This window comes from Priestia sp. AB (assembly GCF_028369225.1).
Classification (GTDB): domain Bacteria; phylum Bacillota; class Bacilli; order Bacillales; family Bacillaceae_H; genus Priestia; species Priestia megaterium.
In genome coordinates this window covers 1083023-1107655 of sequence record NZ_JAQMYN010000001.1, presented here as the reverse complement: position 1 = coordinate 1107655, position 24633 = coordinate 1083023, and the positions used below count along the sequence as shown (strand labels likewise).

Annotated in this window: 32 protein-coding genes; 13 read left to right on the top strand and 19 right to left on the bottom strand. The window is 35.4% G+C overall.

Features of this window, described 5'->3' with window-relative positions:
• Positions 1–174: 174 nt before the first annotated feature.
• The 5 genes from POF52_RS05810 to POF52_RS05790 all read right to left on the bottom strand — a co-directional run bounded on the left by POF52_RS05810 (position 175) and on the right by POF52_RS05790 (position 3542).
• Positions 175–1038 (bottom strand): DUF4097 family beta strand repeat-containing protein, encoded by an 864-nt coding sequence (locus POF52_RS05810; protein ID WP_271990643.1) that lies wholly within the window; start codon positions 1036–1038, stop codon positions 175–177.
• The gene (locus POF52_RS05805; protein WP_271990640.1) at positions 1028–1591 is read right to left on the bottom strand and encodes an HAAS signaling domain-containing protein; all 564 of its coding nucleotides are present in this window, start codon (positions 1589–1591) and stop codon (positions 1028–1030) included. The genes POF52_RS05810 and POF52_RS05805 overlap by 11 nt, the downstream gene beginning before the upstream one ends.
• Positions 1578–1907 carry a PadR family transcriptional regulator gene (locus POF52_RS05800; protein WP_013084425.1) on the bottom strand — a complete coding sequence of 110 codons (330 nt, stop codon included), beginning with the start codon at positions 1905–1907 and terminating at the stop codon, positions 1578–1580. The genes POF52_RS05805 and POF52_RS05800 overlap by 14 nt, the downstream gene beginning before the upstream one ends.
• Before the next feature lie 283 nt (positions 1908–2190).
• Entirely contained in the window at positions 2191–2346 is a 156-nt protein-coding gene (locus POF52_RS05795; protein ID WP_271990635.1) for a hypothetical protein, read from the bottom strand.
• Positions 2347–2639: 293 nt separating this feature from the next.
• Positions 2640–3542, bottom strand: a complete 903-nt coding sequence (locus POF52_RS05790) for a LysR family transcriptional regulator (protein WP_271990632.1) — start codon at positions 3540–3542, stop codon at positions 2640–2642.
• Between the two features lie 178 nt (positions 3543–3720).
• On the opposite strand from POF52_RS05790, the gene POF52_RS05785 reads away from it, so the two are divergent.
• The 3 genes from POF52_RS05785 to POF52_RS05775 all read left to right on the top strand — a co-directional run bounded on the left by POF52_RS05785 (position 3721) and on the right by POF52_RS05775 (position 6013).
• Positions 3721–4236, top strand: coding sequence for a cyclophilin-like fold protein (locus POF52_RS05785; RefSeq protein WP_271990629.1), 516 nt, complete (start codon positions 3721–3723; stop codon positions 4234–4236).
• An 81-nt stretch (positions 4237–4317) separates the two neighbouring features.
• Positions 4318–5487 (top strand): MFS transporter, encoded by a 1170-nt coding sequence (locus tag POF52_RS05780; RefSeq protein ID WP_271990626.1) that lies wholly within the window; start codon positions 4318–4320, stop codon positions 5485–5487.
• Between the two features lie 244 nt (positions 5488–5731).
• Positions 5732–6013 (top strand): YrhK family protein, encoded by a 282-nt coding sequence (locus POF52_RS05775; RefSeq protein ID WP_271990622.1) that lies wholly within the window; start codon positions 5732–5734, stop codon positions 6011–6013.
• Between the two features lie 88 nt (positions 6014–6101).
• Here the strand turns inward: POF52_RS05775 and POF52_RS05770 are convergent, their stop codons facing one another.
• Entirely contained in the window at positions 6102–6515 is a 414-nt protein-coding gene (locus POF52_RS05770; RefSeq protein WP_013084431.1) for a general stress protein, read from the bottom strand.
• 236 nt (positions 6516–6751) lie between these two features.
• On the opposite strand from POF52_RS05770, the gene POF52_RS05765 reads away from it, so the two are divergent.
• Positions 6752–7162, top strand: coding sequence for a YndM family protein (locus tag POF52_RS05765; RefSeq protein WP_013084432.1), 411 nt, complete (start codon positions 6752–6754; stop codon positions 7160–7162).
• Between the two features lie 187 nt (positions 7163–7349).
• Positions 7350–7484, top strand: coding sequence for a hypothetical protein (locus tag POF52_RS05760; protein WP_271990617.1), 135 nt, complete (start codon positions 7350–7352; stop codon positions 7482–7484).
• Between the two features lie 239 nt (positions 7485–7723).
• On the opposite strand, the gene POF52_RS05755 is transcribed toward POF52_RS05760, so the two are convergent.
• Entirely contained in the window at positions 7724–9439 is a 1716-nt protein-coding gene (locus tag POF52_RS05755) for an NAD-dependent malic enzyme (protein WP_271990615.1), read from the bottom strand.
• 326 nt (positions 9440–9765) lie between these two features.
• On the opposite strand from POF52_RS05755, the gene POF52_RS05750 reads away from it, so the two are divergent.
• A complete protein-coding gene (locus tag POF52_RS05750) occupies positions 9766–10956 on the top strand; it encodes a DHH family phosphoesterase (RefSeq protein ID WP_176583169.1) in 1191 nt (396 codons plus the stop codon).
• Positions 10957–11320: 364 nt separating this feature from the next.
• Here POF52_RS05750 and POF52_RS05745 read toward each other — a convergent pair whose 3' ends face one another.
• From POF52_RS05745 to POF52_RS05710, 8 genes are all read right to left on the bottom strand, one after another.
• Positions 11321–11791 carry a DinB family protein gene (locus tag POF52_RS05745; RefSeq protein ID WP_013084435.1) on the bottom strand — a complete coding sequence of 157 codons (471 nt, stop codon included), beginning with the start codon at positions 11789–11791 and terminating at the stop codon, positions 11321–11323.
• 261 nt (positions 11792–12052) lie between these two features.
• Positions 12053–12205, bottom strand: coding sequence for a YjcZ family sporulation protein (locus tag POF52_RS05740; RefSeq protein WP_013058439.1), 153 nt, complete (start codon positions 12203–12205; stop codon positions 12053–12055).
• A 288-nt stretch (positions 12206–12493) separates the two neighbouring features.
• The gene (locus POF52_RS05735) at positions 12494–12601 is read right to left on the bottom strand and encodes a YjcZ family sporulation protein (protein WP_016766356.1); all 108 of its coding nucleotides are present in this window, start codon (positions 12599–12601) and stop codon (positions 12494–12496) included.
• A gap of 201 nt (positions 12602–12802) precedes the next feature.
• Complete coding sequence (locus POF52_RS05730; RefSeq protein ID WP_271990602.1) at positions 12803–13141, bottom strand: CotD family spore coat protein; 339 nt, start codon at positions 13139–13141, stop codon at positions 12803–12805.
• A gap of 186 nt (positions 13142–13327) precedes the next feature.
• Positions 13328–13516: a hypothetical protein gene (locus POF52_RS05725; protein WP_013084436.1), complete on the bottom strand. Its 189-nt coding sequence runs from the start codon at positions 13514–13516 to the stop codon at positions 13328–13330.
• A 130-nt stretch (positions 13517–13646) separates the two neighbouring features.
• Positions 13647–14390 carry an HAD family hydrolase gene (locus tag POF52_RS05720; RefSeq protein WP_271990599.1) on the bottom strand — a complete coding sequence of 248 codons (744 nt, stop codon included), beginning with the start codon at positions 14388–14390 and terminating at the stop codon, positions 13647–13649.
• A gap of 220 nt (positions 14391–14610) precedes the next feature.
• The gene (locus POF52_RS05715) at positions 14611–14793 is read right to left on the bottom strand and encodes a hypothetical protein (protein WP_271990597.1); all 183 of its coding nucleotides are present in this window, start codon (positions 14791–14793) and stop codon (positions 14611–14613) included.
• A 133-nt stretch (positions 14794–14926) separates the two neighbouring features.
• Positions 14927–15133, bottom strand: a complete 207-nt coding sequence (locus POF52_RS05710; RefSeq protein WP_013084439.1) for a hypothetical protein — start codon at positions 15131–15133, stop codon at positions 14927–14929.
• A 186-nt stretch (positions 15134–15319) separates the two neighbouring features.
• On the opposite strand from POF52_RS05710, the gene POF52_RS05705 reads away from it, so the two are divergent.
• The 4 genes from POF52_RS05705 to POF52_RS05690 all read left to right on the top strand — a co-directional run bounded on the left by POF52_RS05705 (position 15320) and on the right by POF52_RS05690 (position 16499).
• Complete coding sequence (locus tag POF52_RS05705) at positions 15320–15484, top strand: hypothetical protein (protein WP_271990595.1); 165 nt, start codon at positions 15320–15322, stop codon at positions 15482–15484.
• A 42-nt stretch (positions 15485–15526) separates the two neighbouring features.
• Positions 15527–15733 (top strand): hypothetical protein, encoded by a 207-nt coding sequence (locus POF52_RS05700; protein WP_271990593.1) that lies wholly within the window; start codon positions 15527–15529, stop codon positions 15731–15733.
• 314 nt (positions 15734–16047) lie between these two features.
• Complete coding sequence (locus POF52_RS05695) at positions 16048–16257, top strand: alpha/beta-type small acid-soluble spore protein (RefSeq protein WP_013084442.1); 210 nt, start codon at positions 16048–16050, stop codon at positions 16255–16257.
• Positions 16258–16340: 83 nt separating this feature from the next.
• Complete coding sequence (locus tag POF52_RS05690) at positions 16341–16499, top strand: hypothetical protein (RefSeq protein ID WP_013084443.1); 159 nt, start codon at positions 16341–16343, stop codon at positions 16497–16499.
• A gap of 218 nt (positions 16500–16717) precedes the next feature.
• Here the strand turns inward: POF52_RS05690 and POF52_RS05685 are convergent, their stop codons facing one another.
• Positions 16718–17350, bottom strand: coding sequence for an esterase/lipase family protein (locus POF52_RS05685; RefSeq protein ID WP_016765089.1), 633 nt, complete (start codon positions 17348–17350; stop codon positions 16718–16720).
• Between the two features lie 181 nt (positions 17351–17531).
• Between POF52_RS05685 and POF52_RS05680 the strand changes: the two genes are divergently transcribed.
• Together POF52_RS05680 and POF52_RS05675 are read left to right on the top strand one after the other, a co-directional pair.
• A complete protein-coding gene (locus tag POF52_RS05680; protein ID WP_016765090.1) occupies positions 17532–17894 on the top strand; it encodes a DMT family transporter in 363 nt (120 codons plus the stop codon).
• A 9-nt stretch (positions 17895–17903) separates the two neighbouring features.
• The gene (locus POF52_RS05675; RefSeq protein WP_416433811.1) at positions 17904–18074 is read left to right on the top strand and encodes a DUF5360 family protein; all 171 of its coding nucleotides are present in this window, start codon (positions 17904–17906) and stop codon (positions 18072–18074) included.
• A 140-nt stretch (positions 18075–18214) separates the two neighbouring features.
• Here POF52_RS05675 and POF52_RS05670 read toward each other — a convergent pair whose 3' ends face one another.
• The 3 genes from POF52_RS05670 to POF52_RS05660 form a co-directional block, all read right to left on the bottom strand.
• Positions 18215–19723 (bottom strand): glycoside hydrolase family 32 protein, encoded by a 1509-nt coding sequence (locus POF52_RS05670; RefSeq protein ID WP_271990586.1) that lies wholly within the window; start codon positions 19721–19723, stop codon positions 18215–18217.
• Between the two features lie 54 nt (positions 19724–19777).
• Positions 19778–21487, bottom strand: coding sequence for an alpha-glucosidase (locus tag POF52_RS05665; protein ID WP_271990584.1), 1710 nt, complete (start codon positions 21485–21487; stop codon positions 19778–19780).
• A 239-nt stretch (positions 21488–21726) separates the two neighbouring features.
• A complete protein-coding gene (locus POF52_RS05660; protein WP_271990582.1) occupies positions 21727–22719 on the bottom strand; it encodes a LacI family DNA-binding transcriptional regulator in 993 nt (330 codons plus the stop codon).
• Between the two features lie 392 nt (positions 22720–23111).
• Between POF52_RS05660 and POF52_RS05655 the strand changes: the two genes are divergently transcribed.
• Positions 23112–24341, top strand: coding sequence for an MFS transporter (locus POF52_RS05655; protein WP_271990580.1), 1230 nt, complete (start codon positions 23112–23114; stop codon positions 24339–24341).
• The last annotated feature ends 292 nt before the right edge of the window (positions 24342–24633 follow it).

The window sequence follows — 24633 nt, the reverse complement described above, 5'->3', positions numbered from 1 at the left end:
CAAGAGAGATTTGTATACGGCTCGTTTTTAGCTGCCACTATTACTTCACCATAAACTAAATTAAAAAAGGTTCCACTCATCAACGTTCAATGAATGAAACCTTTTTTTGATTATCTGCGGCTAGCTGTGCCTAAGCTTTTTTGCAGATGAGCTTTGTGCCATATAGCTAACAGGCTACTTTATTACTGAAATACTGCCGTTATGAGTGGCTAGTTTAATGATATTCTTTCCTTTTCCAATAACAGCATTACGATCATATTTATTCAGAATATCGACTTTTCCATTGTCCACGGAAACGTTAAATTGAACGTCACTTGGTTCTTTTTCCGTCGTAATTTTAATCTTTCCATTGTGGGTTTTAAAGTCAATATCTCGATCAAGTTCTTTTGTTTCTAAAGCGATGCTTCCGTTATGCGTTTCGCCTTCTAAATTACCTTCCACGTTACTCAGCGTTATTTCCCCGTTATTTCCTTTTGCTTGAACTGTTTTTGCTGCAGCATTTTTTATGCTTGTAAGTCCATTGTGTACGCTGGTGTTCAAGTTTTGTGAATCAATGTTCTCTAATTCTACACGCCCATTGTTTGCACGAATGGAAACATCTGCTGCACGTACTTTTTTAACAGATACATACCCATTGTTGCTGGAAATCCCCAATGAATTATACTGTTTTCTAGGCAGGTAAACGTTGATGGATAGCGGTTTTAATACACTAACAATGTCAAAATTAACCCAGCTGCGCTGTTGTTCATTGTAGGAGATGAAAAGCGTTGAATTTTTAACGGCAGTAGTGAAGTCTCTTTTTATATTAGGAGATGTTTCTCCTTTTAATGTTACTTTGATATTATCGCCTTTGATAGGGTACACATGAACACGAGTATTATCCGTATCGATGTTTACCATGGATACTTGATTGCTGTTGATCGTTTTTTCTTTTGAAATAGGTTCAGGATCAATAGCACGATACGTAAGGAGACTTCCTATAATCCCAACAAGGATGAGAATGCCTGCAAGAATGGAGAGTTTCTTTTTATTCAGCACGTTTTAAACCGCCTTTCACCAGTGATACATTGTATTTTAGATAACGCACAAAGCCTTTTATAGCTAGCTTCGTTACAACTAACATACCTAGCATAATAAAATAGCCAATTCCGCAAAATGCTACAGACATAAATAAATTAAAGAAAAAAAAGCCGCTCCCATGTACAATAGCCTCACCAAGAACTAGAATAGGAGATAGCAAGAAACATAGACCTATGGCCCAAGCTGACAAAATGAACCCAGCTAATGCCACGGCGGGCCCAAGAACAATTACTACATTGAAAAAAGCTAAACCAATTACGGCCCAAGTGGCTCTTAAAATATTTTGAGTTGTTGCCTTAGCTGTTGCTTGCTCAACGTGATAATCTGCCAGCAATTCTTTAGCTATTTGATTTGGAGAACCTAGGGACGTTACAATTTCTTCTTCTGTTTTTCCTTCTTCTAAGCCGATGGAAAAATGCTCTTCATAATCTTGTAAAATATCTGCCCGTTCTTTTACGGATAATGGTTTTAAAGATTCATTTAATTGCTGTAAAAATTTACTCTTCGACATTGTTCACACCTTCTTTAATTAATTGATTAACCCCTCTTGAAAACTCGTTCCATTCATCGACAAGTTTGTATAAATAATCTCTTCCTTTATCGGTAAGCTGATAATATTTCCTTGAGGGACCTTCTGTAGATTCTTTTAGGTACGTTGTGAAGTATTCTTCTTTTGTTAATCGGCGCAGAAGAGGATATACCGACCCTTCTGATATTTCAATTTGATCGGAGATTTTTTGAACTAATTCATATCCGTAGCGGTCTTTTTTATCAAGTAACACAAGGACACAAAGCTCTAAAACTCCTTTTTTAAATTGCACGTTCATTGTTCTTCACCCTTTTCTTTTCACAGTCCACTACTGTTTATTGTATAGTACTGATTCATAATGATTTCCTAATAATTACAATATATCACCAACTATTGTTTATTGCAAGGTACTGTTTAATATTTTTTTCGAATGTTAACCACTTTTACAGTCGTAAGCTATTTTTTACAAAGCAAGGTTCAACCTTCTTTTTCTAATTAGCTCATAGATGGAATTATTTTTAACGCGCCCAAAAGAAAAAGCAGTCTATAGCTATAGACTACACAGTAGCGATCAAGCCAGGCTATTTTTCTTTTGCTTGTTGGATAAATAAAAAGAAAATCTTTATTAAGATAAAATAATTTAGCGAATTTTTGAAAATATCCCCGCCTAAAGCCAATTGCGATAAGATCCATAAAGCGAATATCACTAGTATGGCTGGTATTATAAGCTTGTTCATACATCACTTATCCTTCGTCTAAGAGTAACAAAGCAACCTGGTCTCTCCATATTTTTTATACTGTAAAATCAAATCCATAAATAGCTTTAAAAGCATACTGATTGAATGTTTATAAGAGTATCACTTTTAAGATAAAATTTAACAGCTGTTATCGCATTTGATAGAAATGTCTTACGTGTATTTGATTTTTTTTGTAATAAATTAAAGAAAAAATGAACCATCATTTTACATTTTTATACAATAAAAACCAGCCAATTTTATGGCTGTTTTAAAGTAGAATGCTATCAAAAATTTCATTTTCCAGGTGATGCAAATTCCTCCTGCAGTTCTTTTAAAAACGCATTCGCCGCAGTTGAAAGAACATGATGCTTTTTCCACACAATATTTAAACCTGATTCAAGTCTTGGCTGTAACGGCCTGAAACAAAGGTTGCTAGTAGTAGATGTATTGACTATTTTATCAAGTGTTATGGCATATCCAACGCCTTCTTCAACCATAATGCCCGCATTATATGCAAGATTGTATGTAGTGACGATGTTTAATTTATGAAAATCTTCGCCAAACCAATCCGCAAATTCATTTTTTGAAAACGTCTGTTTCATGGCCTGTCGTGAACAAATCAGTGGAACGTTTACTAAATCCGCAGCTTGAATGCTTTCTTTGACAGCAAGAGAGCTGTCTTTTTTCATAACGACGCCCCAAACATCTTTGGCAGGCATATTAAGATAATTGTATTTTGAAATATCGGCTGGCTGAATTAAAATACCGAAATCAAGCAGACCCTTGTCTAGCCGTTCCGTTATATCTTCTTCGTTTCCGCTGTAGAGGTGATATCGTATATTGGGATAACGTACCTGTACATCTTTTGCTACTCGTGCAATGTGTTTCATTGCTTCAGTTTCCCCGCCGCCTATATAGACATCACCACCTATTGTTTCTTCCATCGAACTAAACTCTGCCTCTAATTTATGCATCATATTAACGATTTCTTCTGCCCTGTTTCGCAGAAGCATTCCTTCATCTGTCAGAATGACACTGTGACTGCTGCGAATAAATAGTTTTTTACCTAACTCTTGTTCAAGATCTTTTAATTGTCTCGACAAAGTTGGCTGTGTCACATGCAAAAAATCAGCAGCTCTTGTGATGTTTCCTTCTCTTGCAACCGTAAGAAAATAGCGCAAAACGCGAAATTCCATATACCGCTCCTCCTTTCACAATCTTTAGTGTATACGTCTCAGAAATGCTTATCAAGCATACCACGATATAAGATATAAGCATTTTCTATATTTAAAAGGAGCTATTAGAATAAATAGCAACGAAGTTCATATCACAAAAGCACCATTTTTAATTATTCCAAGTGGAAAGGAGCTTAAAATGAAAAAATTTTTATGTCTGTCTTCTATCTTAGTAACAAGCCTTGGCCTCTCTGCTTGCAGCAACAATAATTCATTTGCAGCGGACAGAGATCATAATGCAAGTAATCCTTCAAACCAAGCACCAGAACAGCCAAAAGAAAATCGTATTTCAGCTACAAGAATTAAATTAACGTTTAATGATAAAGAAGTCTTGATTAGGATGTACGATAACCCAGCAAGTATGGCTTTTTTAGCTCAACTGCCTTTAACCATAACTTTTGAAGATTATATAGGTAAAGAAAAAATTAGTATTTTACAAAAGAGATTATCAGCAGATGATGTACAAGCTGGAGATACATCAAAAAAAGGCGACTTTGCTTATTACGCTCCTTGGGGAAATGTAGCTATTTTTTATAAAGGTTTTGAGGACGCCACAAATGACCTTATCATACTAGGTCAAATTGAATCAGGAAAAGAAAACGTTAAAAATATTCATGGTGATTTTACAGTTACCATTGAAAAAGTGACTAAGTAAAAACATGACAGTTGCTCGTTAAACAGCCCGCTTTGAAGCAGCTAGAACAGAACACTTTTTAGAAAGAAGGAAATTGATTTTATGTCTAAACAAAATAAGCTACTTATATTTGTCTTAACCTTAGGAGCTTTCGGGATTATAAATACCGAAATGGGGGTTATAGGGATACTGCCCTACATTGCGGATCACTTTCATATCAGTGTATCAAAGGCCGGGTGGCTGGTGAGTCTCTTTGCACTTACTGTATCAATATCAGGTCCAACTATGCCGTTATTATTTTCAGGAATCAATCGTAAGAAAGCGATGTTGCTTGTACTTGGTATTTTCGTTTTAGGTAACATTATCTCTATCTTTACGTCTAACTTTGCTGTTGCAATAATTGCGCGTGTGATCCCAGCTATCTTTCATCCAATTTATTTTTCAGCAGCTTTTACAATGGCTGCAAACTCAGTCAGCAAGGAAGACGCTCCAAAAGCTGTTTCCAAAGTCTTTATTGGCGTATCTGCAGGTATGGTACTTGGTGTACCAATCGCAAGCTTTCTTGCAAGCACAGTTTCATTTCAACTATCAATGGCATTTTTCGCTGTCATTAACGCTATAGTATTTATTGCTACATGGGCATTCTTCCCTTCTATGCCTGTTAAGGAAAGACTTTCCTACGTAGCGCAGCTCAGCGTATTAAAAAACCCCATTACTTGGCTTTCCATTATGGCCGTCCTTTTACTAAATTCAGCAGTATTTGGAGTATACAGCTATCTTGCTGAGTATCTTAAAACCGTTACGAACATCTCTGGAAAACTAATTAGCTTTATATTAATTCTATTCGGATTGGCCAATATTATTGGAAACATTATTGCAGGGAAGCTGCTTACGAAAAATGCCATCAAAACGGTAGTAGTTTTTCCTTTTGCATTGGGAGTCGTTTACATCATTTTATTCTTCACCGGACAGTTCACTTGGCCTATGGCTATCATGACTTTAGTTTGGGGAATATTCGCTGGGATAGGAACGAACATTAATCAATATTGGATTTCATCAGCAGCTCCAAAAGCTCCTGATTTCGCAAATGGACTATTTTTAGCATCCGTTAACTTAGGAACAACGATTGGTACAGCTGTAGGTGGACTATTTATATTAGGACTGGGTACAGAATACGTCGTACTAGTGGGGATCTTGTCATCAGTATTGAGCGTAGTATTTATTTTACCAAGAAGCTACATGAATCGTCCTATAAAACAGCTTTCTAAATAAATAAGGCATCAATTCAATTCTTTTTAGGGATTCCTTTGTTTTCTTTTATTGCATCTATGAAGAGCGGAAATCTATTCTAGTCAATGCTTACACCATTAATAAATAAAAAATGGAGATTTGAGATGGAAAAATACACTAAAGTTACGCTTGTTCCCTTACCATCATATACCTGTTACAAAAGACGTTTTTTTATGACTTGCTAAGGGAATAAAAAAAGGAAATTCAAGAAAAAGAGGGAGTTACAATGTCAGAAATGGGAAGAAAAGAAGACTACGGGGAGATTGAAATAGGTAAATACGAATTGTTCTTTAAAAAGAGTTATAAAGTTATAAATACGATTAATGACTTCTTGATAGGCAGCTGGTTCCTAATTGGCAGTATTTTATTCTTCTATGATTCCTTAAAAAATATAGGGATTTGGTTATTTATTCTTGGAAGCGTGCAATTGCTCATTCGTCCAACGATTAAATTAGTACACGATTTTCACTTACGAAAATATTTAAAAGAAGGTTATCGCAATAAATAATCTTCTTTGCAAACAATTTTTCTTGTGAATTCTATATATCAAAAGAGGGTGTACGCGTTAGCGTACACCCTCTTTTGAATCAAATATATCACCCTAGGTCTAACCCTTTTTCATTCAATTTATGAGAAGTCACAGCAATTACAAACTTTCCATCATCCAAATCTTTTTTATGAGAGGTTAGCTCCTCTGTGGGAATACCTAAATTTGTTGCACGGTCTTCTTCATTTGAGTAATTTTGGACCACAAAAAATTTCTTTAATTTATCTAAAAAAGAATCCGGCTGGGCCCCTCCAGTCATATCTTCCTGAGTGACCTTATCTTGGTCAGCAGCAGATAGCTTATCCACGTTTACATTCGTTCTATAAGCTAGGTTGCCCGCTGCGGTCTCTTGATTAGTTAGAACTGTAATTTCATTATCCTCATACCCTATCATTCTTAATTTCTCAATTCTAGTTAATGTTTCTTCCGGCGACTCATATACACCTATAATACTTTTACTCATAAAACCTTCCTCCTTCATTAAGATCTTTTCTCCTTATTTTTTATGTACCCGCTATTCTACCCTTATTAACAATGGAGCCGTAGTTAAAGGAGTGAATCAAATGATTTTCCCTTTTTAAGGAATTCGATTAAATAAATGCTAGCTTGCTTAAGGCAAAACGTTTATCTAAAAAAGATTACCTCCCCTAAGACTGGGTATATATTCATTAAAAGATAATAAAAGGGAGATGAAAAAAGATGAAACATGTAAAGGCTCTTATTATAAAGTTTGTAATGAGCGCTGTAGTCTTAGGCATAGTATTTACAGGCATTTATAATTACAATTTTAGTGACACTATACTAATCGGTTTAGTCCTCACAGTTGTCGCTTATGCCCTTGGCGATTTGTTAGTATATCGCAATGCTGCTGATGATTCAGACTACAAAAAAAGAAACATTGTCGCCACAATTTCTGATCTTATTTTATCTTTTTTAGTCATCTGGATAATGGGGGCATCCTTTTTTGGAAATACCATAACCGTTATTCAGGCTTCTGTAGTATCAGCTATTGTTATAGCCGTTAGTGAATGGTTCTTCCATAAGTATCTAGATAAACATGTTCTTAACACCGATAACGATAAACATACCGATGCGACGTATAATAAATAACTTATTAACAAAAAGAGCAAATATCAAAAATAGACAAATTAGTAAAAAGAAAGACTGGAATAAAAGTATTGTAGTCAAAAGAAGATCCGAACGATGAATTGAGATTCTTGATAGAGAATCAACTTCGTTCGGATTTTTTTATGGGTATGTTGAACGTAGATTTCATATATATATTTACTTCTAGCTGTTGATTGAAGAGCAAGGCGAAGACTCCTGCGGGAAAAGCGGAACAGATGAGACCCCGCAGGAGCGCAAGCAACGAGGAGGCTCACCGGCCGCCCGCGGAAAGCGAGGCCTTGCACGGAAATCAACAGCGCTGTAATAAGTAATTCATACTAAAGCATTCATCCCAGTTGTTCGTCTTTAGATTGAAGTGATTTAGTTATGTCTCAACCTTCTTTTTTAATTCTGAGAGATGTATTTATGGTAGAGAATTCATATATTATATTAAGAAAAAGCCCACTCCCTTTCAGTTGAAAGAGATGGGCTCTTCTTAACGTTGGATGTATATGTTTACATCAACTCGAGAAAGGAATAACCTTGAAAAAATTCACTAAGAGATCAATTCGCTTCTGCATTACTTATTGGTCGGATAGTCTTGTATTCTGGTTTCCACATAGCTTTTTCTATTAACCTTTCTACATCCTGTTCGTGAACTCTAGATACACCATCTTTAATAGCAGCTTTTGCAACAGCTATAGCCACTGTTTTGGATACGTTTTGAAGATCTTTAATATGAGGAAGTAACGTATCACCTTTGGTTTGAGTTTCGGCCATATAGGCGACTGCATTTGCAGCTTCAGCGAACATCGTCTCTGTAAATTTTTCAGCTTTTACAGCAATTGCGCCCAGACCAAGACCGGGAAATACAAATGCATTATTAGCTTGGCCAATTTCATATGTTGTTCCTCTATACTCCACTGAATCAAAGGGACTTCCTGTTGCAATTAATGCTTTGCCATTTGTCCAATGTATAATATCTTTCGGGATAGCTTCAGCTAACTTAGTAGGGTTAGATAAAGGCATAATCACAGGTCTTTCTACATGACGAGCCATTTCTCTAATCATTTCTTCCTTAAATGCCCCTGTTACTCCCGATGTTCCAATTAAGATAGTAGGCTTTACTTGTTTGATTACTTCTAACAAAGGTATTTTATTTTCATTATCTTTTTTCCAATTTTTTATTTCTTCTACTTTACGGGCATAAGGCTGCTGGAATGAAGCTAAATCATTTATCTCCTTTGTTAACAGCCCTCTATAATCATAGGCCCAAAACCTATCATATGCTTCCTCTTCTGAAAGACCTTCAAGAACCATCGCACTGTGGATTCGATCAGCGTTTCCAATACCTGCGGAACCTGGTCCAAAGACAACAATACGATGATCTTTTAGGGAGGTCTTTGTAATTTTTAAAGCAGTCAATACAGCCCCTAATGTAATCACACCCGTACCTTGAATATCATCATTAAATGTTAAAAGATGATCTCCATACTCTTCTATAATGCGTCTGGCATTTTTATTCCCTAAGTCCTCCCAATGTAACAATGCTTTTGGGAACTTATTTATTATTTTATTTACAAATTGATCGATAAATTGATTGTAAGCTTCGCCTGTTACACGTTCATGGCGATTACCTAAATAAAGCGGATCTTTAAGTAATTCTTTATTATTGGTTCCTATGTCTAACACAATGGGAAGAACACGGCTCGGATCAATACCGGCAGCTGCTGTATATACCGCTAATTTACCCACTGCAATGTTAATTCCGCCTACTCCCCAGTCTCCTATTCCAAGAATGCTCTCAGAGTCTGTAACTACGATTAAATCAATATCTTCTGAGCTTAATTCTACATTTTCTATCGCTTTGTCCATTTTGTCCGCTTCGTCAATAGACAAATATAGACCATCAGGACGGTGATATTGATGGCTATATTCTTGAATAGCTTCTCCAACGGTTGGTGTGTAAATAATCGGTAGCATTTCACTTAAATGATCTTTTAATAATCGATAAAACAATACCACATTTCGATTATGCAAATCGTTTAATAAATTATTTTTTTGCAAATCATTTGATGCATTCTTAAACTGTTGATAAGCACGCTGTACTTGTTCTTCTAATGTCAGTACGGTAGGCGGTAATAATCCATCTAACTTGAGTTCTTCTCTTTCTCTTTTTGTAAATGCAGATCCTTTGTTTAGATAAGGTCTCGATAAAATATTTTTCCCTTTTAATGGTGTTTGAACGAAACTCTTTTGTGCTTCAGCAGAAGATCTCATATGTTATCCCCTTTCTGTTCTTAAAAGAACGTAAAAAACCAATGTTTTTCTTATATCATAGATCTCATTATGGGTAACCAAGATGTTTTCTTGTTACATACAATACCTTTAAACGAAGATGCTCTTCCCTAAACATATAATTAAGGCAGCACTCTAGTTTGTATTCAGATAGGTCAAGTGGAAAGAAGCTTTATATGTTATGCTTTTTGGACGTTAACATAGTTACCTAAAGAAAAATTAGTTTTACCATAGTGCTCTTCAGCAAACTAAAGCTTCAGCGGTTAAAAACCTTTCTCTCGTATCATAATAATTTCGAGGTGAAAGATATGTATAAACTGTTATCACATACGGATTTAGATGGAGTTGGATGCGGAGTTTTAGCAAAGTTAGCTTTTGGAGATAGAATAAAAATTCGTTATAACTCTATTGCATCGCTTAACCGTGAAGTAGAATGGTTTTTAGAAAATGAAGAAAGAAATACACATTTATTTATCACGGATTTATCAGTAAACGAAGAGAATGAAAAAAGACTTGAAGAGTTTTATCAAACAGGAGGAAAAGTCCAGCTGCTTGATCATCATAAAACAGCTCTTCATTTCAACGAATATGAATGGGGACACGTTGTCGTAGAAGACAACGAAGGGAGCTTAGCCTCAGGAACGTCCTTGTTTTATGAATACCTTATAGAAAATGAACTTATCCAGACTTCCAATGCGGTTGATGAATTTGTAGAACTAGTAAGGCAGTATGATACTTGGGAATGGGAAAAGAACAACAACCAAGAAGCACACAGGCTAAATGCTCTCTTCTTTTTAATATCTATTGACGAGTTTGAAGAAAAAATGGTTAACAGACTTCAAAACAGTGACCACTTCTTTTTTGACGAGTTTGAACAGAAGATATTAGATATGGAAGAAGATAAAGTAGAACGTTATATTCGTCGAAAAAGACGAGAATTGGTGCAAACCTCTATAGATGACTATTTGGCAGGGATCGTGTACGCTGAATCGTATCATTCAGAACTTGGAAACGAATTAGGAAAAGAATATCCTCACCTTGATTACATTGCCATGTTGAATATGGGAGGAAAACGAATTAGTCTTCGGACCATTCATGATCATGTGGATGTATCAGAAGTTGCTGGTCACTATGGAGGCGGAGGTCACGCAAAAGCTGCTGGATGTTCGTTAACTAATGAAGCTTATAACCAGTTTGTAAAAGATACATTTCATCTGGATCCTGTACGAGAGGATGCAAGAAGAAACCGATATAATTTGAAAGAATCTTCATCTGGTTCTCTCTACGAAACTCAAAATGATGATATGTTCCTTGTTTCTCTTCAGAATGAAGATGAATGGATAATTGAAAATAGCAAAGGGCTATCGATTCATACATTTAAAAGCTTTAAGGAAGCAGAAATCTTTTTAAAAAGGAATTATGCCGCCTGGTTAGTAAGAGATGATATCTTTGTAAAGTATTTAATAAGGTATATAAAAAAACTAAAGCACGGAGAATAAGCACCGAAACATATTTTGATTCATCTAATGAATGAAAGACCCAGAAAAGCTATTAAACGAAAATGAAGTAGCGTTCCCCCAGCTCCGCTTGAACGTTCAGGAGCAGGTTTGGATAATATTCCATGCGGAGCATGTTTTCAAGATCCAGAAGTCGCAGCGGCTATCTTCATGGAGATAGCCGCTGGTATAGTTGCTTATAGCTAATTAATTGGCTCGTCTATTCGGAAAGATATTGCAGCGATGTTTGGTCAAATTCACAGATTGCAAACAATGAGCTTTCTATAAATGCCAAAAAATGTTTCTTAGAAAATAGGGACATTATGGTAACTAGTTTTATCTATGATATACATATTATCTAATTTGTTTAATCCCATATCCTAGGTCGATCAACCTCCATGATTCTCAAATACTGTAAGAGTTGTCCAGCGTGTACGGATTCATGATAGCCTATCCGCATCAACATATCCCCTAAAGAACGAATATAACCAACATCTGAACGGTCTATTTTAATATTAGTTAAATCTTCTTCAGAAAAAGTAGTAATCATGTCTAAAAATTGTTGATGGTAGGATGCTGCAAACTCCAATTCATCCTTTATAGATTGTAAGGGTCTTTTTTCAAAAGGAGAATCAAATTCCTTTAAGCTGCCCAAATTTTCGATAGCTAGATGATAATAGTATTCTGACTCCAAGACATGACGAACCATTTCTATGCATGTCATAGCTTCTTTATCCGGCTTCCAATCGAGTTTATCATCAGGAATTGCTTGCCAAACCTTTATACTTCTTCTTCTAATCTCTTTTATATTTAATACTATTGCATCTGTTCCATTCATTTCCATACCTCCTCTTATCATCATTTTACATCATTTTCCCAAAACAAAGAGGTGAATTTTCAACTAAACTTATTTCAAATATTCATGGTTCTTATGCTGAGTATAATAACTTTCATCCTTAAACGCTTAGTAACAAGCTGTAAACCATTGGTTAAAACAGCAGGTATTAGTACTAATCACTATACATGTCCCTATTTAACAAATAAAAAAAGCTAGCATAAAGCTAACTTTTTTAAGTTAGAGAGAAAGGCAGGCTAATAATTAGCAACCGCCAAATCCTCCCCAACAAGCACAGCCAATAATGATTAATAAGATAAACAGCACGATAATTAAAGCAAAACCACTGCCACCGCCGTAACCGCAGCCGCCGCCATAACCATAGCCACAACCTCCGCCATAACCGCCAAAGAACATAAACTTCACCTCCTTCTCGTTCATACATTTAGCATATGATGAAAAACGAAATTTGCTCCACCAAGTGGATAGACTACGTTTTATATCACTATAAATAAAAAAATAATAACCTTTTAGTTTCTTTTACATACAATGAAGCATCCTCAGATCCCATATATGAGTTTTACTCCCTCTGCAATAGATTGTTTGAATTCCGCCCAATCAGTTCTATTGCGTACAAAAGCACTCCCTGCACAACCTAGAATAAAAAAGTCTTTCTCACATTAGAGAAAGACTTTTTTATTGTTATTAATAGCCAAATCCGCGGCCGTAACAGCTGCATCCAATAATGACAAGAAGAATAAACAGGACAACTAATAAAGCAAAACCAGAACCAGCTCCACCATAACTAGACATATAAACACCTCTTTTCGTGGTATTTAACTAAAGGAAAAAACTTTAAATATACATGGGTTAAGGTATTATATGTAGACATAGCTCATATCGATTGGATTGTGGTCAAAAATAGGCTACTTTGTTTAACGATAGCTAGATAACATTATAAATTTCACATAGTAAAAACCCTTCATTGTTAAAATGAAGGGGCTTTTTTGGCTATCAGCACCAAGGACGAGGTCTAGGAGGGCAGCTTGGAGCACAAAAATGTTGATGCGTTTCCTGACATACAACGGATTCTGTATACGGGAATGAGTGCATATATTTATAATTTTTTTGATAAACATTTGTGGTATGACTAGGATGCACCACTGGCACAAACACATCTTGACCAGTAAAAGATGTATTTTGTTTAACTGGGTCATACTGAGCAGGCATAGTTTGAGGAGGTAATTGGCCACATGGTTTAGCTGGAGGATAACCGCAGCTGCCTTGCTGAGGATACATAGCCCCTTGATAACCACCATAATTAGAGTGCTGATAAGGATAGTTGTTTCTCATATTAAAAATCTTCTCCTTTCTGTTAGTAGACTCCTCTTACTGTATGTGAAACAACCATAGAATGTTTGGACAAATACCTAAAGAAGACCCTAATTATTTAGGGTCTTTTCTACTAAGAGAAAAAGAAATGTGTATCCTTAGTAACATAGCTATGAGACTAAGAAATAAAAGGTTTTTTAATGCCCATTATTCCTCAAGATTAACATCCATCGCTCCGTTATCAATATTATTTAAAATGGTTTTGTTTTTATCGTCTAATTCATTACGTAAAAGTGAATTACGCGTCGCTTCGTATAAATCGTAGCTTCTTTCATCAACTGGAGAATTATGATCTTCACATATCATTTTTTCTGATTCTTTAGAGTGATCTGCCATATCAGTCACCTCCTCTGTATAGTATGTGAGTTGATTAGAAAAAACATAAGAACTTTATCTGGCTACCGTTGGGTAAGGTTTAATCAACGGTTAGCTGTTTCTATATATTGTGTTTACATATGACCTAATATTAGGTGGACACAACCGTTTCTTGAGCATGCTTTTGAATGATTTCTGGAACTTCCAGCAACGAATTAACGGTTATCAATTTACCTTTTGGCGCAACATCAATTTTAACTTGGTTGTAGCTCCACTCCAGTTCAGAAGGTACGTGAATCGCATGTATTCCAGCTTCTACTGCCGGTCTTATATCGGTTTTTAATGAATTGCCAATCATCCAAGTCTTTTTTGGATCGTACTTAATTTGGTTTAGTATTTCTTTTAATGCAGCTGTATCTTTTTGTTCAGAAATAAATACCCTTTTTTCAAAGTATTTAGCTAGCTCTAGCTGAACAATTTTTCTACCTTGATTTTCCTCGTCTCCACCTGTGTGTAAGTAGAGATCATGTCCTTGTTCTTTAAGCTTATCTAATACTTCATACATATTTGGCAAAGGCTCTATCGGTACTTCAAATACACTTTGACCAATTTTTTTGACTCTTTGGACTCTATCTTCATGGATATCTTGATGATTTTGTTCACTAAAAAATAAATAAGTAGCTACTAATGATTCTGGAAATCGGGAAGAGTGAAGGCCATACTTTTCGATACTTTTTAAATCTATCTCTAACTGCTTTTGTTTTATTTCTTCCTTAGTCAGATTCTCAAACCATTCCTGCAATTGAGCCACAAAAGCATTTATGGTGTCTCTAAAATATTTATTACAGTGAACAAGCGTATCGTCTAAATTAAAAAGTACGGTTTGCTTCTGCATTTCGTTAAATCCTTTCTACAATGGATGTACAGACAATATATGAAAAAACACTAACCACTTTTATTACCTATCCACATCTAACACGAAGGTGAATTTCTCAATACGTTAGGCACAAGCAATTGATTACTATACTGAAATGAGAATATTTAGTGGAAAGACCCTTCTAGCGTATAAAATAGAAGGATCTTTTTATAAGATAAAAAGCTGCAGGATATTCCTGCTAATAAATATAACGTTCAAAATGCTTTCTATTCATGCTCGTTTTGAACGTAGAGGTACTCAGTCCTGAACGATTTATTAGCGGTTGGCTGCCTTCGTCTTCTTTAGGTATATTCATTTCAAGACCTTGTATAGTGAAAGGATCGTACATGTACGTTGTTCGCTCAGATTCTGTGTGCGACATTAACTTCACCTCTATTAATAGTCCTCATTTTTTTAAATCATGTTAACTCGTTTACAACAGGTTCTTTAATGAAAATATCTGCGTTTCATAGGTCTTTCCGCTAAAAAAGATCCGCCGTTTTCTACTTTTTTTATTAAGTTGTAATTTCTTGTGGCTCTTCGCCTTCAAGGTCAGTAAAGAAATTTTCTAAGGTTTCCCTCGGATCAAGAGCACGCCCATCTTCTTCGACAATACGGTTAAGCGTAGGATCATTATTGCTATCTTTATTTTTATAGTTGTTATAATCAACTCTTTCTGCGATTCCTGAATTATCAACGCCTGTAAAGTCTTTCTTTGGCATAAAAACACCTCCTAGCCCTATTGTTTGAAAATTTGAAGATAAAATAAGTGGAAGGTTAAGTTATATTTTTATTTCCCCAGAATTAATTAGATACTTGTTGCAAAGAGCCATGTACAACATGCTTAATTGTTTTACGAACTGGGGAAACTAAAGCGTCAAAACTTACTTTACTGAGGAGGAATATAAGTGGAAGGAAATCCAAGCACAAGACAGTTTCAAGATGATTTAAAGCAGTATCAAATGCCAGATTCAGTAAAGCAACAAAAATCTGGAACTTATCGAGTTGGATTTGAATCAAACACTGGAATTGAAAAAGTACGGAATGAGCAAGAAGGAAAAGAAAAGAAATAAGCTTGATCAATTTATACTTTTACATGACGAGGAGGGCATCCCATGGATCAACAAAAAATGTTAGCAAATGAATTAAGTAACATGCTTACAGAAAATAAGCTGCCGATTACAATTGAAGAAGATATCCATGAAATCTGCAGAGGTTTACAATCAGGTGAAATCAGCGTGAATGATTTGAAAGAAAAAGACCCTTTTGTTGTAAATGCAGTCCAAGAAGCAATGGCTAGAATAACTAAACACACTTCTTAAAACAGCTATAAAAAGCAATCATTTTTATTAAGCCCAGGACTAACTCTTTAAAGAGTTAGTCCTTTGTCATTCAAATAATATACCCATGAACATGAAAAAAGAATGACAAACGAGTTGTCATTCTCTCTCCTACACATGGCAACCGTTTAGTTTTTAGTCACAAGGAAATGAAACATCTAATCCCACTTTTTACAGTGTCGGTTGTTTCTAAAAATTAGTATGTCATCCTAACAAGGAAATATACATCCATTATTTACCACGAATACATCTCTTCCACAATAGGAAACTTAAGAAAAACAAGGAGGTGACACAACATGGCAAACAATAACAGCAGCAACAACAATGAATTATTAGTATACGGTGCTGAACAAGCAATCGATCAAATGAAATATGAAATCGCTAGTGAATTTGGTGTAAACCTTGGTGCTGATACAACTGCACGTGCAAACGGATCAGTAGGTGGCGAAATCACAAAACGTCTTGTACAAATGGCTGAGCAACAACTTGGCGGCGGACGTTTCTAAGACAACTTTATAATTGATGGCTGAAGGAAGAATGGGGCTCCATTCTTCCTTTTTGTACGAATAAAAAAGTAAGGAGAGAGTATATGCAGCAACATCAATCAGCTAAAGAAAATGCGGGTTTTACTGAGAAACCAGCAGCTTCTGCAACAAATGCACAAAAAGTAAAACAAGAAATCCAAAGAGATGTAAATGAAGGACAAGGCGCAATGACTTCTCGAGAAGCAGGCGCAATGCGCGATTAAAAATCAATTTGAGAGCTTTTTAATCATCGATTCTTTGTACAAAAACCTAAAAAAGTACCTCGATTAACTGAGGTACTTTTAGCACTCTATTCTATTTCGGCGCGGGAGCTGCTTTGACTTCGATTGTTTCATCGGGTACATGCTCGTGAAACACAAAGGCAAACATTCTAATTCTAAATATATAAAAGCCGATCCTGCCTTGTTCACCTGAAAAATAATTAGTTTGTATTTTGTCCCCCGCCATTCAGCCCTTCTTTTATGTACGCGTTAACCTGACTATTTGAAAGCAATCCAATATGTCCAATGCCATAAAGTTGAATGTTTCTTGCTCCTTGCAGCCTAGAGAGACTATTAGCAACAATTTGATCATTTATGCTGTAGATCGACGTATAAAGAATTTTTTGATTGAGATCTGTACCTGGGAGTGCTGTCGAAGAAACTAAACCATTCGCTCCTCCTAACGTCACGACATTTTCAATCTTATTCCCTCCCCCTAGATATTTAATATAATACAGCGTGTTTGCTCCGCCCATACTATGAGCAACAATATCTACCTTCTTAGCTCCCGTCTCTTTCAACACTTGATCAATGTATCGAGCAAGCTGAGGTCCATTATTCAAATTGTTGCCTGTCTTATCTACAAAATCAATAGCATAAAGATCATTGCGATCCCAACCTTGAGCAATTAAATAGTTTTTGATAGCAATAAAGTTATAGGACGCACCGCTGATTCCATGAACAAGAACAACCGGATTGTGATTTGATTCAGCTTTAGCATTCGAAGGCTGAATTCCTAATGCAGATACAACCAGGGATAAAGCAAGAATTAATGCGACAAACGTTTTCTTCATTTCTTTTCTCCTCCTCAAAATATATAAGTAACAACATCTATAGATTATATATAAAAATCCTAATATGGTAAACTTATACTTATAAGGTATTTAAAGTTATATTTATTTGTTATCTATGAGTATTTTTATGACAAAAATCATCACCTAAGCTTTTCTGTAAAAAATAAGGAGGCGAAGAAAGTTGTATTGGATTTATCTATGTTTAGCTATTCTTTTTGAAGTTGCTGGAACTACGACCATGAAATTATCAGAAGGTTTTACCAAAGTTATACCAAGTGTATTGCTTATACTTTTTTACATTTGTAGTTTATACTTTTTGACATTAACGTTAAAAAGTATAGAAGTTTCAATTGCTTACGCTATTTGGTCAGGTATGGGGATTATAATTATTACGCTAATTGGATTTATGTACTTCAATGAAAGTGTAAGTCTGCTAAAGATCGTTGCTATAGCTCTCATCATTATCGGTGTAGTGACATTAAATATGACTGGGGAAAAAGAAGCTAATGCTAGTAAATCCACTTTAGAAGAACACATTAGATAAAAAGATGAAATATTTAAAACCTTTTTATCAGGGCTACAAGCCATTGCGTATTGGGCATTTATTAAGGATTTCGATTTAACATGGTGGGCTTTTAGTTTATACTTGATGATTTACCCTCTATTCTTTATAAAACTATTTATAAAAGATAGCAGTAATCAAAAAAAGCACTTTTCCATGTAATAAAGATATTAATGTACATATAAAAAGAACAGATCCCCTTAAGGGGATCTGTTCTTCAAGTTAATCTAGTTGCATAAATTGTTGTAATTTCTTTCTTATACGTTGCTTGGCTACTATCTTTATCCAATTCCTATTAGCCTTTAAAAAATCAGTGGAGAAACGCCCTTGCTCAAGTTCCATTTATTTAAGGTAATCAATTCAATTTCTTGATCTGCAAAGAAACAAATACCTTTTGCATTGTCTGCAGGATAGATTCTGCTCGTCATCACTTTCTCGCCTTCATTAATAAAAACTTCGATGGAAGATTTATCAACAAACAGATGAAGATGCAAGTGATTATCATTTAATCCAACAGGTGCTTTTCTTATTCCCCCATCACCTTCACCTGATTTATCACGATTAAAGATAAACAAACTTTCTAGCCTATCATAAGTTAAGAGCGTTTCCTGGTGAGTGTCATTATCTGTTCTCACTTTTATTCCGAACTGTGAAGCAGCTTTTGCGTTAATTTTCACTTCAAGTTCGTAACAATCACCTGAAATACCTGCAAGTTCTTGTTCTCCGTTAACCGTGATATTTTTATACTGCACGTGATGTTGACGAAGCTGCTTAAGCTCTGGAATTGGTTTACTAATTATATTCCCTTGTTTAGTAGAAAGCTCACGCGGAATAGTCATTGCGCCTGCCCAATTGTGTTTTTGTTCAGGCATGCTGCTTTTCCACATAGCCATCCACGCTATCATAATGCGTCTGCCATGTTCATCTTCTGCCGTCTGAGGAGCATAAAAGTCAAACCCGTAGTCCAAAAGCTGAAAGTCTTCGTGTTGAAGCAGCCCTGTTTTATAGTCCAATTTCCCTTTTACATATCCAGCTTGATGTAAGTTATGGTAGAGATCCCCTTCTGATTTCATTCCTTGAGGTGACATGACAAGCACGTCTTGTCCATCAAGACTAAAAAGATCTGGACACTCCCACATAAAACCAAGATTTCCTTGGCTTTTGGCCATTACATTCATAAACTCCCAATTCAACAGATCTCTCGAACAATACAAAAGAACTTGCCCTTCATGATCCTTTGTACGTGATCCAAGAACACAATAATAATAGTCGTCTTTCTTCCATGCTTTTGGATCTCTAAAATGATAAAGGTGAATATCTCCTTCAGGCGCTGAATCAATAACTGGATTTTGAGGTACTTTATTAAAATGAACGCCGTCTTCGCTTACAGCAAGACACTGAACCTGTCGTAAGTCCGTATCATAGTTATCCCCTGTCCACACATTCCCTGTGTACATTGCATAAAGCTTCCCGTCTTTTTCAATTGCACCTCCTGAAAAACATCCATCCCTATCGTATTCTTCACTCGGAGCAAGAGCGATAGGAAGATGTTCCCAGTAAGTAAGATCCTTACTTTTTATATGCCCCCAATACATTGGCCCCCACTCGGGAGAGTAAGGATGATGTTGATAAAACAAATGATACTCACCTTTATAAAAGCTGAATCCGTTTGGGTCATTCATCCAGAATGCTGGTGTAGACACATGGTATTGTAGTCGCCAATGATTCTGATCAACAGACTCCTGCTCGTTTAACACAGATTCTATTGCCTTTGAGATTTTTTCTTGATGTTGATTTCTTAATGTTTTCAAAAGATTTCACCCTGCCTTTCTATACGTGAATCAGTCAATTGTGATAAAAACAGATTAAAATGATAAATCGACTTCACAAACAATGGACTCGTAAGGTCGTAATTTTATCTGATTTAGGTGTAATTCTAAATAATCATAGTTGGATAAAATAACATTTTTTATATTAAAATCTAAGTTTAGAGTCAACTCTTTATTATCAAAGTTAGCAATCACCGCTATTTTTTTATCGTTCAACTCTCTCGTGTAGGCCATGATTTGCAGGCTATCTTTAAACATGTCTTCGTATTTACCAAAAGCAATAACATCTGAGTATGGACTGCTTTTTCTTAGACTAATTAACTTTTTATAGAAATAAAATAAAGAATTACGATCTTTTAAAGCATTCTCGACGTTAATAGAAGAATAATTAGAATTTATCTCTAGCCACGGTGTACCTTGGCTAAATCCTGCATATTCAGAATGATTCCACTGCATAGGTGTTCGAGAATTATCACGACTGCGTCTCCAAATCGCTGCTAATGCTTCCTCTTTTGAGAAGCCTTCTTTCAGCGCAGAGTAATATTGATCGATTGAAGCCAAGTCATTATAATGCTCAATTGATGGATACTGTACATTTGTCATTCCAATTTCTTGCCCTTGATAGATAAATGGCGTTCCTTTTAAGAAGAAATAGACGGTAGCTAACATTTTAGCTGGAATAGGTCCTATATCTTCTGGTTTAATAAATTTGTTTAAAGAACGAGGCTGGTCATGGTTTTCTAAATAAAGCGCTCCCCACCCTGTGTTGTTATAGAACGTTTGACTGTCAGAAATGGCTTTTTTGAAATCAAGTAGATTCCAATTATACGTTTCATACCATTTTCCTTCTTTTCCTACATCTAAATCGACATGATCGAACTCAAAAAGCATACTAAAATGCCCGTCTTCCCCCGCATAAATAGGCAATTCTTTGTATGATACCCCAGGTGCTTCTGCCACGGTTAAGATATCATGTGAAGTAAAAGCTTCTTTACTTAGTTCACTTAAAAATTCATGAATGCCTTGTTGGTTGGTTTCAATTACATTAATTCCATCATGCGAATCAGCAAAGTCCTGTCGTTTTTTTATAAATGTAATGGCGTCTACTCTAAAGCCGCTAATTCCTTTATCTAACCACCATCTGACCATTTTATAAACGGCATTTCGAAGATCAGGGTTTTCCCAATTAAGATCAGGCTGTTTTTTAGAAAATGCATGAAGATAATACTGTCCGGTTTGCTCATCATACTCCCAGCACGAACCGCCAAAAATAGATTTCCAATTGTTAGGCGGAACCCCGTCTTTTCTTCCGTTTCTCCAAATATACCAATCTCTTTTAGGATGATTTACATCACTTTTTGATTCTATGAACCATTCATGTTCATCCGAAGTATGATTAACTACTAAGTCCATAATAATCTTTATATTTCTTTTTTTAGCTTCATCGATTAATAGATCCATATCTTCCATAGAGCCAAATTCCTCTGCAATTGCTTGATAATCAGAGATGTCATATCCGTTATCGTCCATTGGTGATTGATAAACTGGGCTTAACCAAATAACGTCGATACCTAACCCTTTTAAGTAATCTAATTTTTGAATAACTCCTTTTAAGTCACCAATTCCGTCACCATTAGAGTCATAAAAACTTTTCGGATAAATTTGATATACAACTGCTTCCTTCCACCATTGTCTATTCTTTATTGTAGCGCTTTCTTCATTCATTCTTTCACTTAGTTGAACCATTTCTATCAGCTCCCGTATTTTTATATTAAAATTATGTACTTATTCTTCGTTTATATGGTATCGGTACCATATATGGTTAAAAAAAATTATGCTATTAAAAAGTCTGATATACCCCTTCTCATTTAAGATAAATTCATTGTATTACACCATGGGAACGGTTTCAATAACTTTTCTGAAAATTTTTCAAAAAAAGGTGAGAACGAATAAATCCGGCTCTCACCTTCATCTGATATCTCCTATTACGTTGAACTTCGAACAACCAGCTCGATTGGAAGTTCAAAAGTTTCCACTTTCACTCCAGAATCATTCAACATATCAATAAGAGTTTCCATTGCTTTAATCCCCATCTGATCAATAGGTTGTCGTATAGTTGTTAGCTTTGGATCTAACATTTGCGCAAGAGGTTGATCATCAAAGCCAATAATAGCCAAATCATTAGGTATTTTTAGACCGCACTCTTTGGCTTCAATCATCATTCCCCCGGCAATTTCATCACTTCCTGTAAATATAGCCGTTGGACGATCCTTCATTGACAGGATTTTTTTAACTACTTGTTTTCCATCTTCAATACTGTGTTGATTAACAAAGATCCATTTTGGATCCGGCTCGATTCCTGCCTCTTGAAGTGCTTTTTGATAACCTTGATTACGGTCCTTGTCCTTGCCTTCCTCTACAAACAATCCACCTGTACAGTACCCAATTTTCCGGTGGCCTTTTTCAAGTAAATGCTTTACGCCTATATACGCACCCTTGTATTGATCTAATCGAACAATTGGAACATTTGCGTTGTTTACATATTCATTGCATAACAAAATAGGACCAGATTCAGTAAACGGTTCTATGATACTCCAGTCATTTTCAAGAGAGGTCATAATAATTCCGTCAACTTGCTTTGTTTTTAGTAAATTTAAAAAGGCCAATTCTTTCTCTTTATCTTCATTACTTTGAAAGATTAATACGTGATAGCCGTTTTTATAAGCAACTTGTTCAATTGAATCGACTAAATAAGAGAAAAATGGATTTACGATTCTTGGTACAATGACACCAATTGTAGTTGTTACCTGTCCTCTTAACTTTCTTGCCGAAGGATTCGGGGTATAGTTAAGCTCTTTCATTGCTTTTAGCACCAGATTTTTTTTCTCTTCTGAAACATATGAATGATTGTTTATAACACGGGAAACGGTTGTTTTTGATAACCCCGATAATTTTGCTACGTCATATATGGTAGGCATTTATTTATCACTCCATCACTAACTGAAATCAGTTTCATACTTATTTTACGTTAAGAAAGAGCCAAAATGCAATGAATGAATTCGTTTGCATCTCTATATCGTGTGTTCAATAAGAATATCAGTAAAATCGCTGTGACTGTTTAAAACGGAACCTTTTTATATAAAATGTTTCATGATTAATAAACCAGCATACTTAAAAAGATTTATTTTATAAGTAAGAAACCAGTACCACACTCGAAAAACACATTATACTTAAAAAAACCTTTTTTAAAGGGCGTTTTGTTAATTAATTTCTTATTGACATATGAAATCGGTACCATATATAATACAATCAAATCGAAAACGCTTTCTAAATAAAATTTAGCTACATAAACAGCAAAGGGGATTTAAATATGCAAAACAATAAACTTTACTGGAAGCTAAGCAGTTTCTTTTTCTTGTTCTTCTTATCTATTGCCTCTATTTTCACTTTTTTTTCTATCTGGTTGGGACAAAGCCTTAACCTTTCCGGAGCACAAACGGGTATTGTTTTTTCTGTAAACGCTGTCTTCACTATGCTTTTCCAACCGCTTTATGGATATATCTCTGACAAATTGGGGTTACGAAAGAATTTATTATACTTCATTTCAATTTTAGTTATTTTATCTGGACCATTTCTCATTTTCATCTATCAACCTCTTTTAAACTGGAATTTTTGGATAGGAGCCCTGACAGGCGGGTCTTATCTTGCCATCACTTTTTTAGCTGGTATCTCAGCTATCGAGTCATATATCGAAAAAATTGGCAGAAAGTATGAGTTTGAATTCGGTCGTGCAAGACTTTGGGGATCAATAGGGGCCGCCGTGGCAGCTGCTATTGGGGGACGAATGCTTAGCATTAACCCTGATATCAACTTTTGGATTGCATCGGGATCAGGCATTCTCTTATTACTTGTTATTTTCCTTACAAAAGTAGAAGTATCCACTATTGAAGAAAAGAAGGCAAAGTCCCTTTCTGTGCAAGATTTGGGCAGTTTATTTAAACGAAAAGATTTCTGGATTTTTATGATTTTTATGCTCGGGACGGGCTGTATTTATAATGTCTTTGACCAGCAATTTCCTGTATATTATGCCTCTCTGTTTCCAACAGAACAATTAGGAAACCAAATATTTGGTTACTTAAATGCATGTCAGGTCTTTTTAGAGTCGGGTATGTTATTAGTTGCTCCATTTATTGTCCGTAAAGTAGGTCCTAAAGGAGGTTTAATTTTAGCGGGAATTATTATGATTTTGCGCGTAATAGGTTCAGGTCTAGTATCAGATCCATACAGCATTTCATTTATTAAGCTTCTTAACGCACCAGAGTTTGCCATTATCATCGTTTCTGTGTTTAAATATCTGGCTACACATTTTGATACAAAATTCTCTTCAATTTTATATTTGGTTGGCTACCAATTCGCGATGCAGCTAGGAGCTGTTATACTCTCTCCTATTGTAGGAAATCTATACGATTCAATTGGTTTTCGTCAAACATACTTAATCATGGGGGTTATTGTCACTATCTTTACTCTATTTGGTGCATTTCTTTTAAGAAACCAGAATCAAGCATCTAAAGATAGGAACGATTCAAAACTTACTGCTTAGAATCAGGAAAATATAATAAATAGGCTTAAAACTTCAAAAATGTCTTTTAAGGTGTTCCTATTAATTGTGATTCTCATAATTTTGAAAGCCTTTGCTAATTATAGCAAAGGCTTCTTTTTGGTGAGTTTCTTCTGGTTAACGTTATATATGCTAACTAGAAGTGTATAGTAGATACATCCAAAAAAACTACCGCTCCTGAACAGCAGCTCTTTCTCTTTATACGTAAATATTTTTACAATATCTGTAGTAGCATGCTCGGAGGATTAAACATTAATTTATTAAGAACGTTTTT

Bases quoted from the DNA above. Each gene is read 5' to 3' on its own strand.
- POF52_RS05805 (WP_271990640.1), bottom strand. From the start codon at position 1,591: ATGTCGAAGAGTAAATTTTTACAGCAATTAAATGAATCTTTAAAACCA.
- POF52_RS05800 (WP_013084425.1), bottom strand. From the start codon at position 1,907: ATGAACGTGCAATTTAAAAAAGGAGTTTTAGAGCTTTGTGTCCTTGTG.
- POF52_RS05795 (WP_271990635.1), bottom strand. From the start codon at position 2,346: ATGAACAAGCTTATAATACCAGCCATACTAGTGATATTCGCTTTATGG.
- POF52_RS05790 (WP_271990632.1), bottom strand. From the start codon at position 3,542: ATGGAATTTCGCGTTTTGCGCTATTTTCTTACGGTTGCAAGAGAAGGA.
- POF52_RS05785 (WP_271990629.1), top strand. From the start codon at position 3,721: ATGAAAAAATTTTTATGTCTGTCTTCTATCTTAGTAACAAGCCTTGGC.
- POF52_RS05780 (WP_271990626.1), top strand. From the start codon at position 4,318: ATGTCTAAACAAAATAAGCTACTTATATTTGTCTTAACCTTAGGAGCT.
- POF52_RS05775 (WP_271990622.1), top strand. From the start codon at position 5,732: ATGTCAGAAATGGGAAGAAAAGAAGACTACGGGGAGATTGAAATAGGT.
- POF52_RS05770 (WP_013084431.1), bottom strand. From the start codon at position 6,515: ATGAGTAAAAGTATTATAGGTGTATATGAGTCGCCGGAAGAAACATTA.
- POF52_RS05765 (WP_013084432.1), top strand. From the start codon at position 6,752: ATGAAACATGTAAAGGCTCTTATTATAAAGTTTGTAATGAGCGCTGTA.
- POF52_RS05755 (WP_271990615.1), bottom strand. From the start codon at position 9,439: ATGAGATCTTCTGCTGAAGCACAAAAGAGTTTCGTTCAAACACCATTA.
- POF52_RS05750 (WP_176583169.1), top strand. From the start codon at position 9,766: ATGTATAAACTGTTATCACATACGGATTTAGATGGAGTTGGATGCGGA.
- POF52_RS05745 (WP_013084435.1), bottom strand. From the start codon at position 11,791: ATGAATGGAACAGATGCAATAGTATTAAATATAAAAGAGATTAGAAGA.
- POF52_RS05740 (WP_013058439.1), bottom strand. From the start codon at position 12,205: ATGTTCTTTGGCGGTTATGGCGGAGGTTGTGGCTATGGTTATGGCGGC.
- POF52_RS05735 (WP_016766356.1), bottom strand. From the start codon at position 12,601: ATGTCTAGTTATGGTGGAGCTGGTTCTGGTTTTGCTTTATTAGTTGTC.
- POF52_RS05730 (WP_271990602.1), bottom strand. From the start codon at position 13,141: ATGAGAAACAACTATCCTTATCAGCACTCTAATTATGGTGGTTATCAA.
- POF52_RS05725 (WP_013084436.1), bottom strand. From the start codon at position 13,516: ATGGCAGATCACTCTAAAGAATCAGAAAAAATGATATGTGAAGATCAT.
- POF52_RS05720 (WP_271990599.1), bottom strand. From the start codon at position 14,390: ATGCAGAAGCAAACCGTACTTTTTAATTTAGACGATACGCTTGTTCAC.
- POF52_RS05715 (WP_271990597.1), bottom strand. From the start codon at position 14,793: ATGTCGCACACAGAATCTGAGCGAACAACGTACATGTACGATCCTTTC.
- POF52_RS05710 (WP_013084439.1), bottom strand. From the start codon at position 15,133: ATGCCAAAGAAAGACTTTACAGGCGTTGATAATTCAGGAATCGCAGAA.
- POF52_RS05700 (WP_271990593.1), top strand. From the start codon at position 15,527: ATGGATCAACAAAAAATGTTAGCAAATGAATTAAGTAACATGCTTACA.
- POF52_RS05695 (WP_013084442.1), top strand. From the start codon at position 16,048: ATGGCAAACAATAACAGCAGCAACAACAATGAATTATTAGTATACGGT.
- POF52_RS05690 (WP_013084443.1), top strand. From the start codon at position 16,341: ATGCAGCAACATCAATCAGCTAAAGAAAATGCGGGTTTTACTGAGAAA.
- POF52_RS05685 (WP_016765089.1), bottom strand. From the start codon at position 17,350: ATGAAGAAAACGTTTGTCGCATTAATTCTTGCTTTATCCCTGGTTGTA.
- POF52_RS05665 (WP_271990584.1), bottom strand. From the start codon at position 21,487: ATGGTTCAACTAAGTGAAAGAATGAATGAAGAAAGCGCTACAATAAAG.
- POF52_RS05660 (WP_271990582.1), bottom strand. From the start codon at position 22,719: ATGCCTACCATATATGACGTAGCAAAATTATCGGGGTTATCAAAAACA.
- POF52_RS05655 (WP_271990580.1), top strand. From the start codon at position 23,112: ATGCAAAACAATAAACTTTACTGGAAGCTAAGCAGTTTCTTTTTCTTG.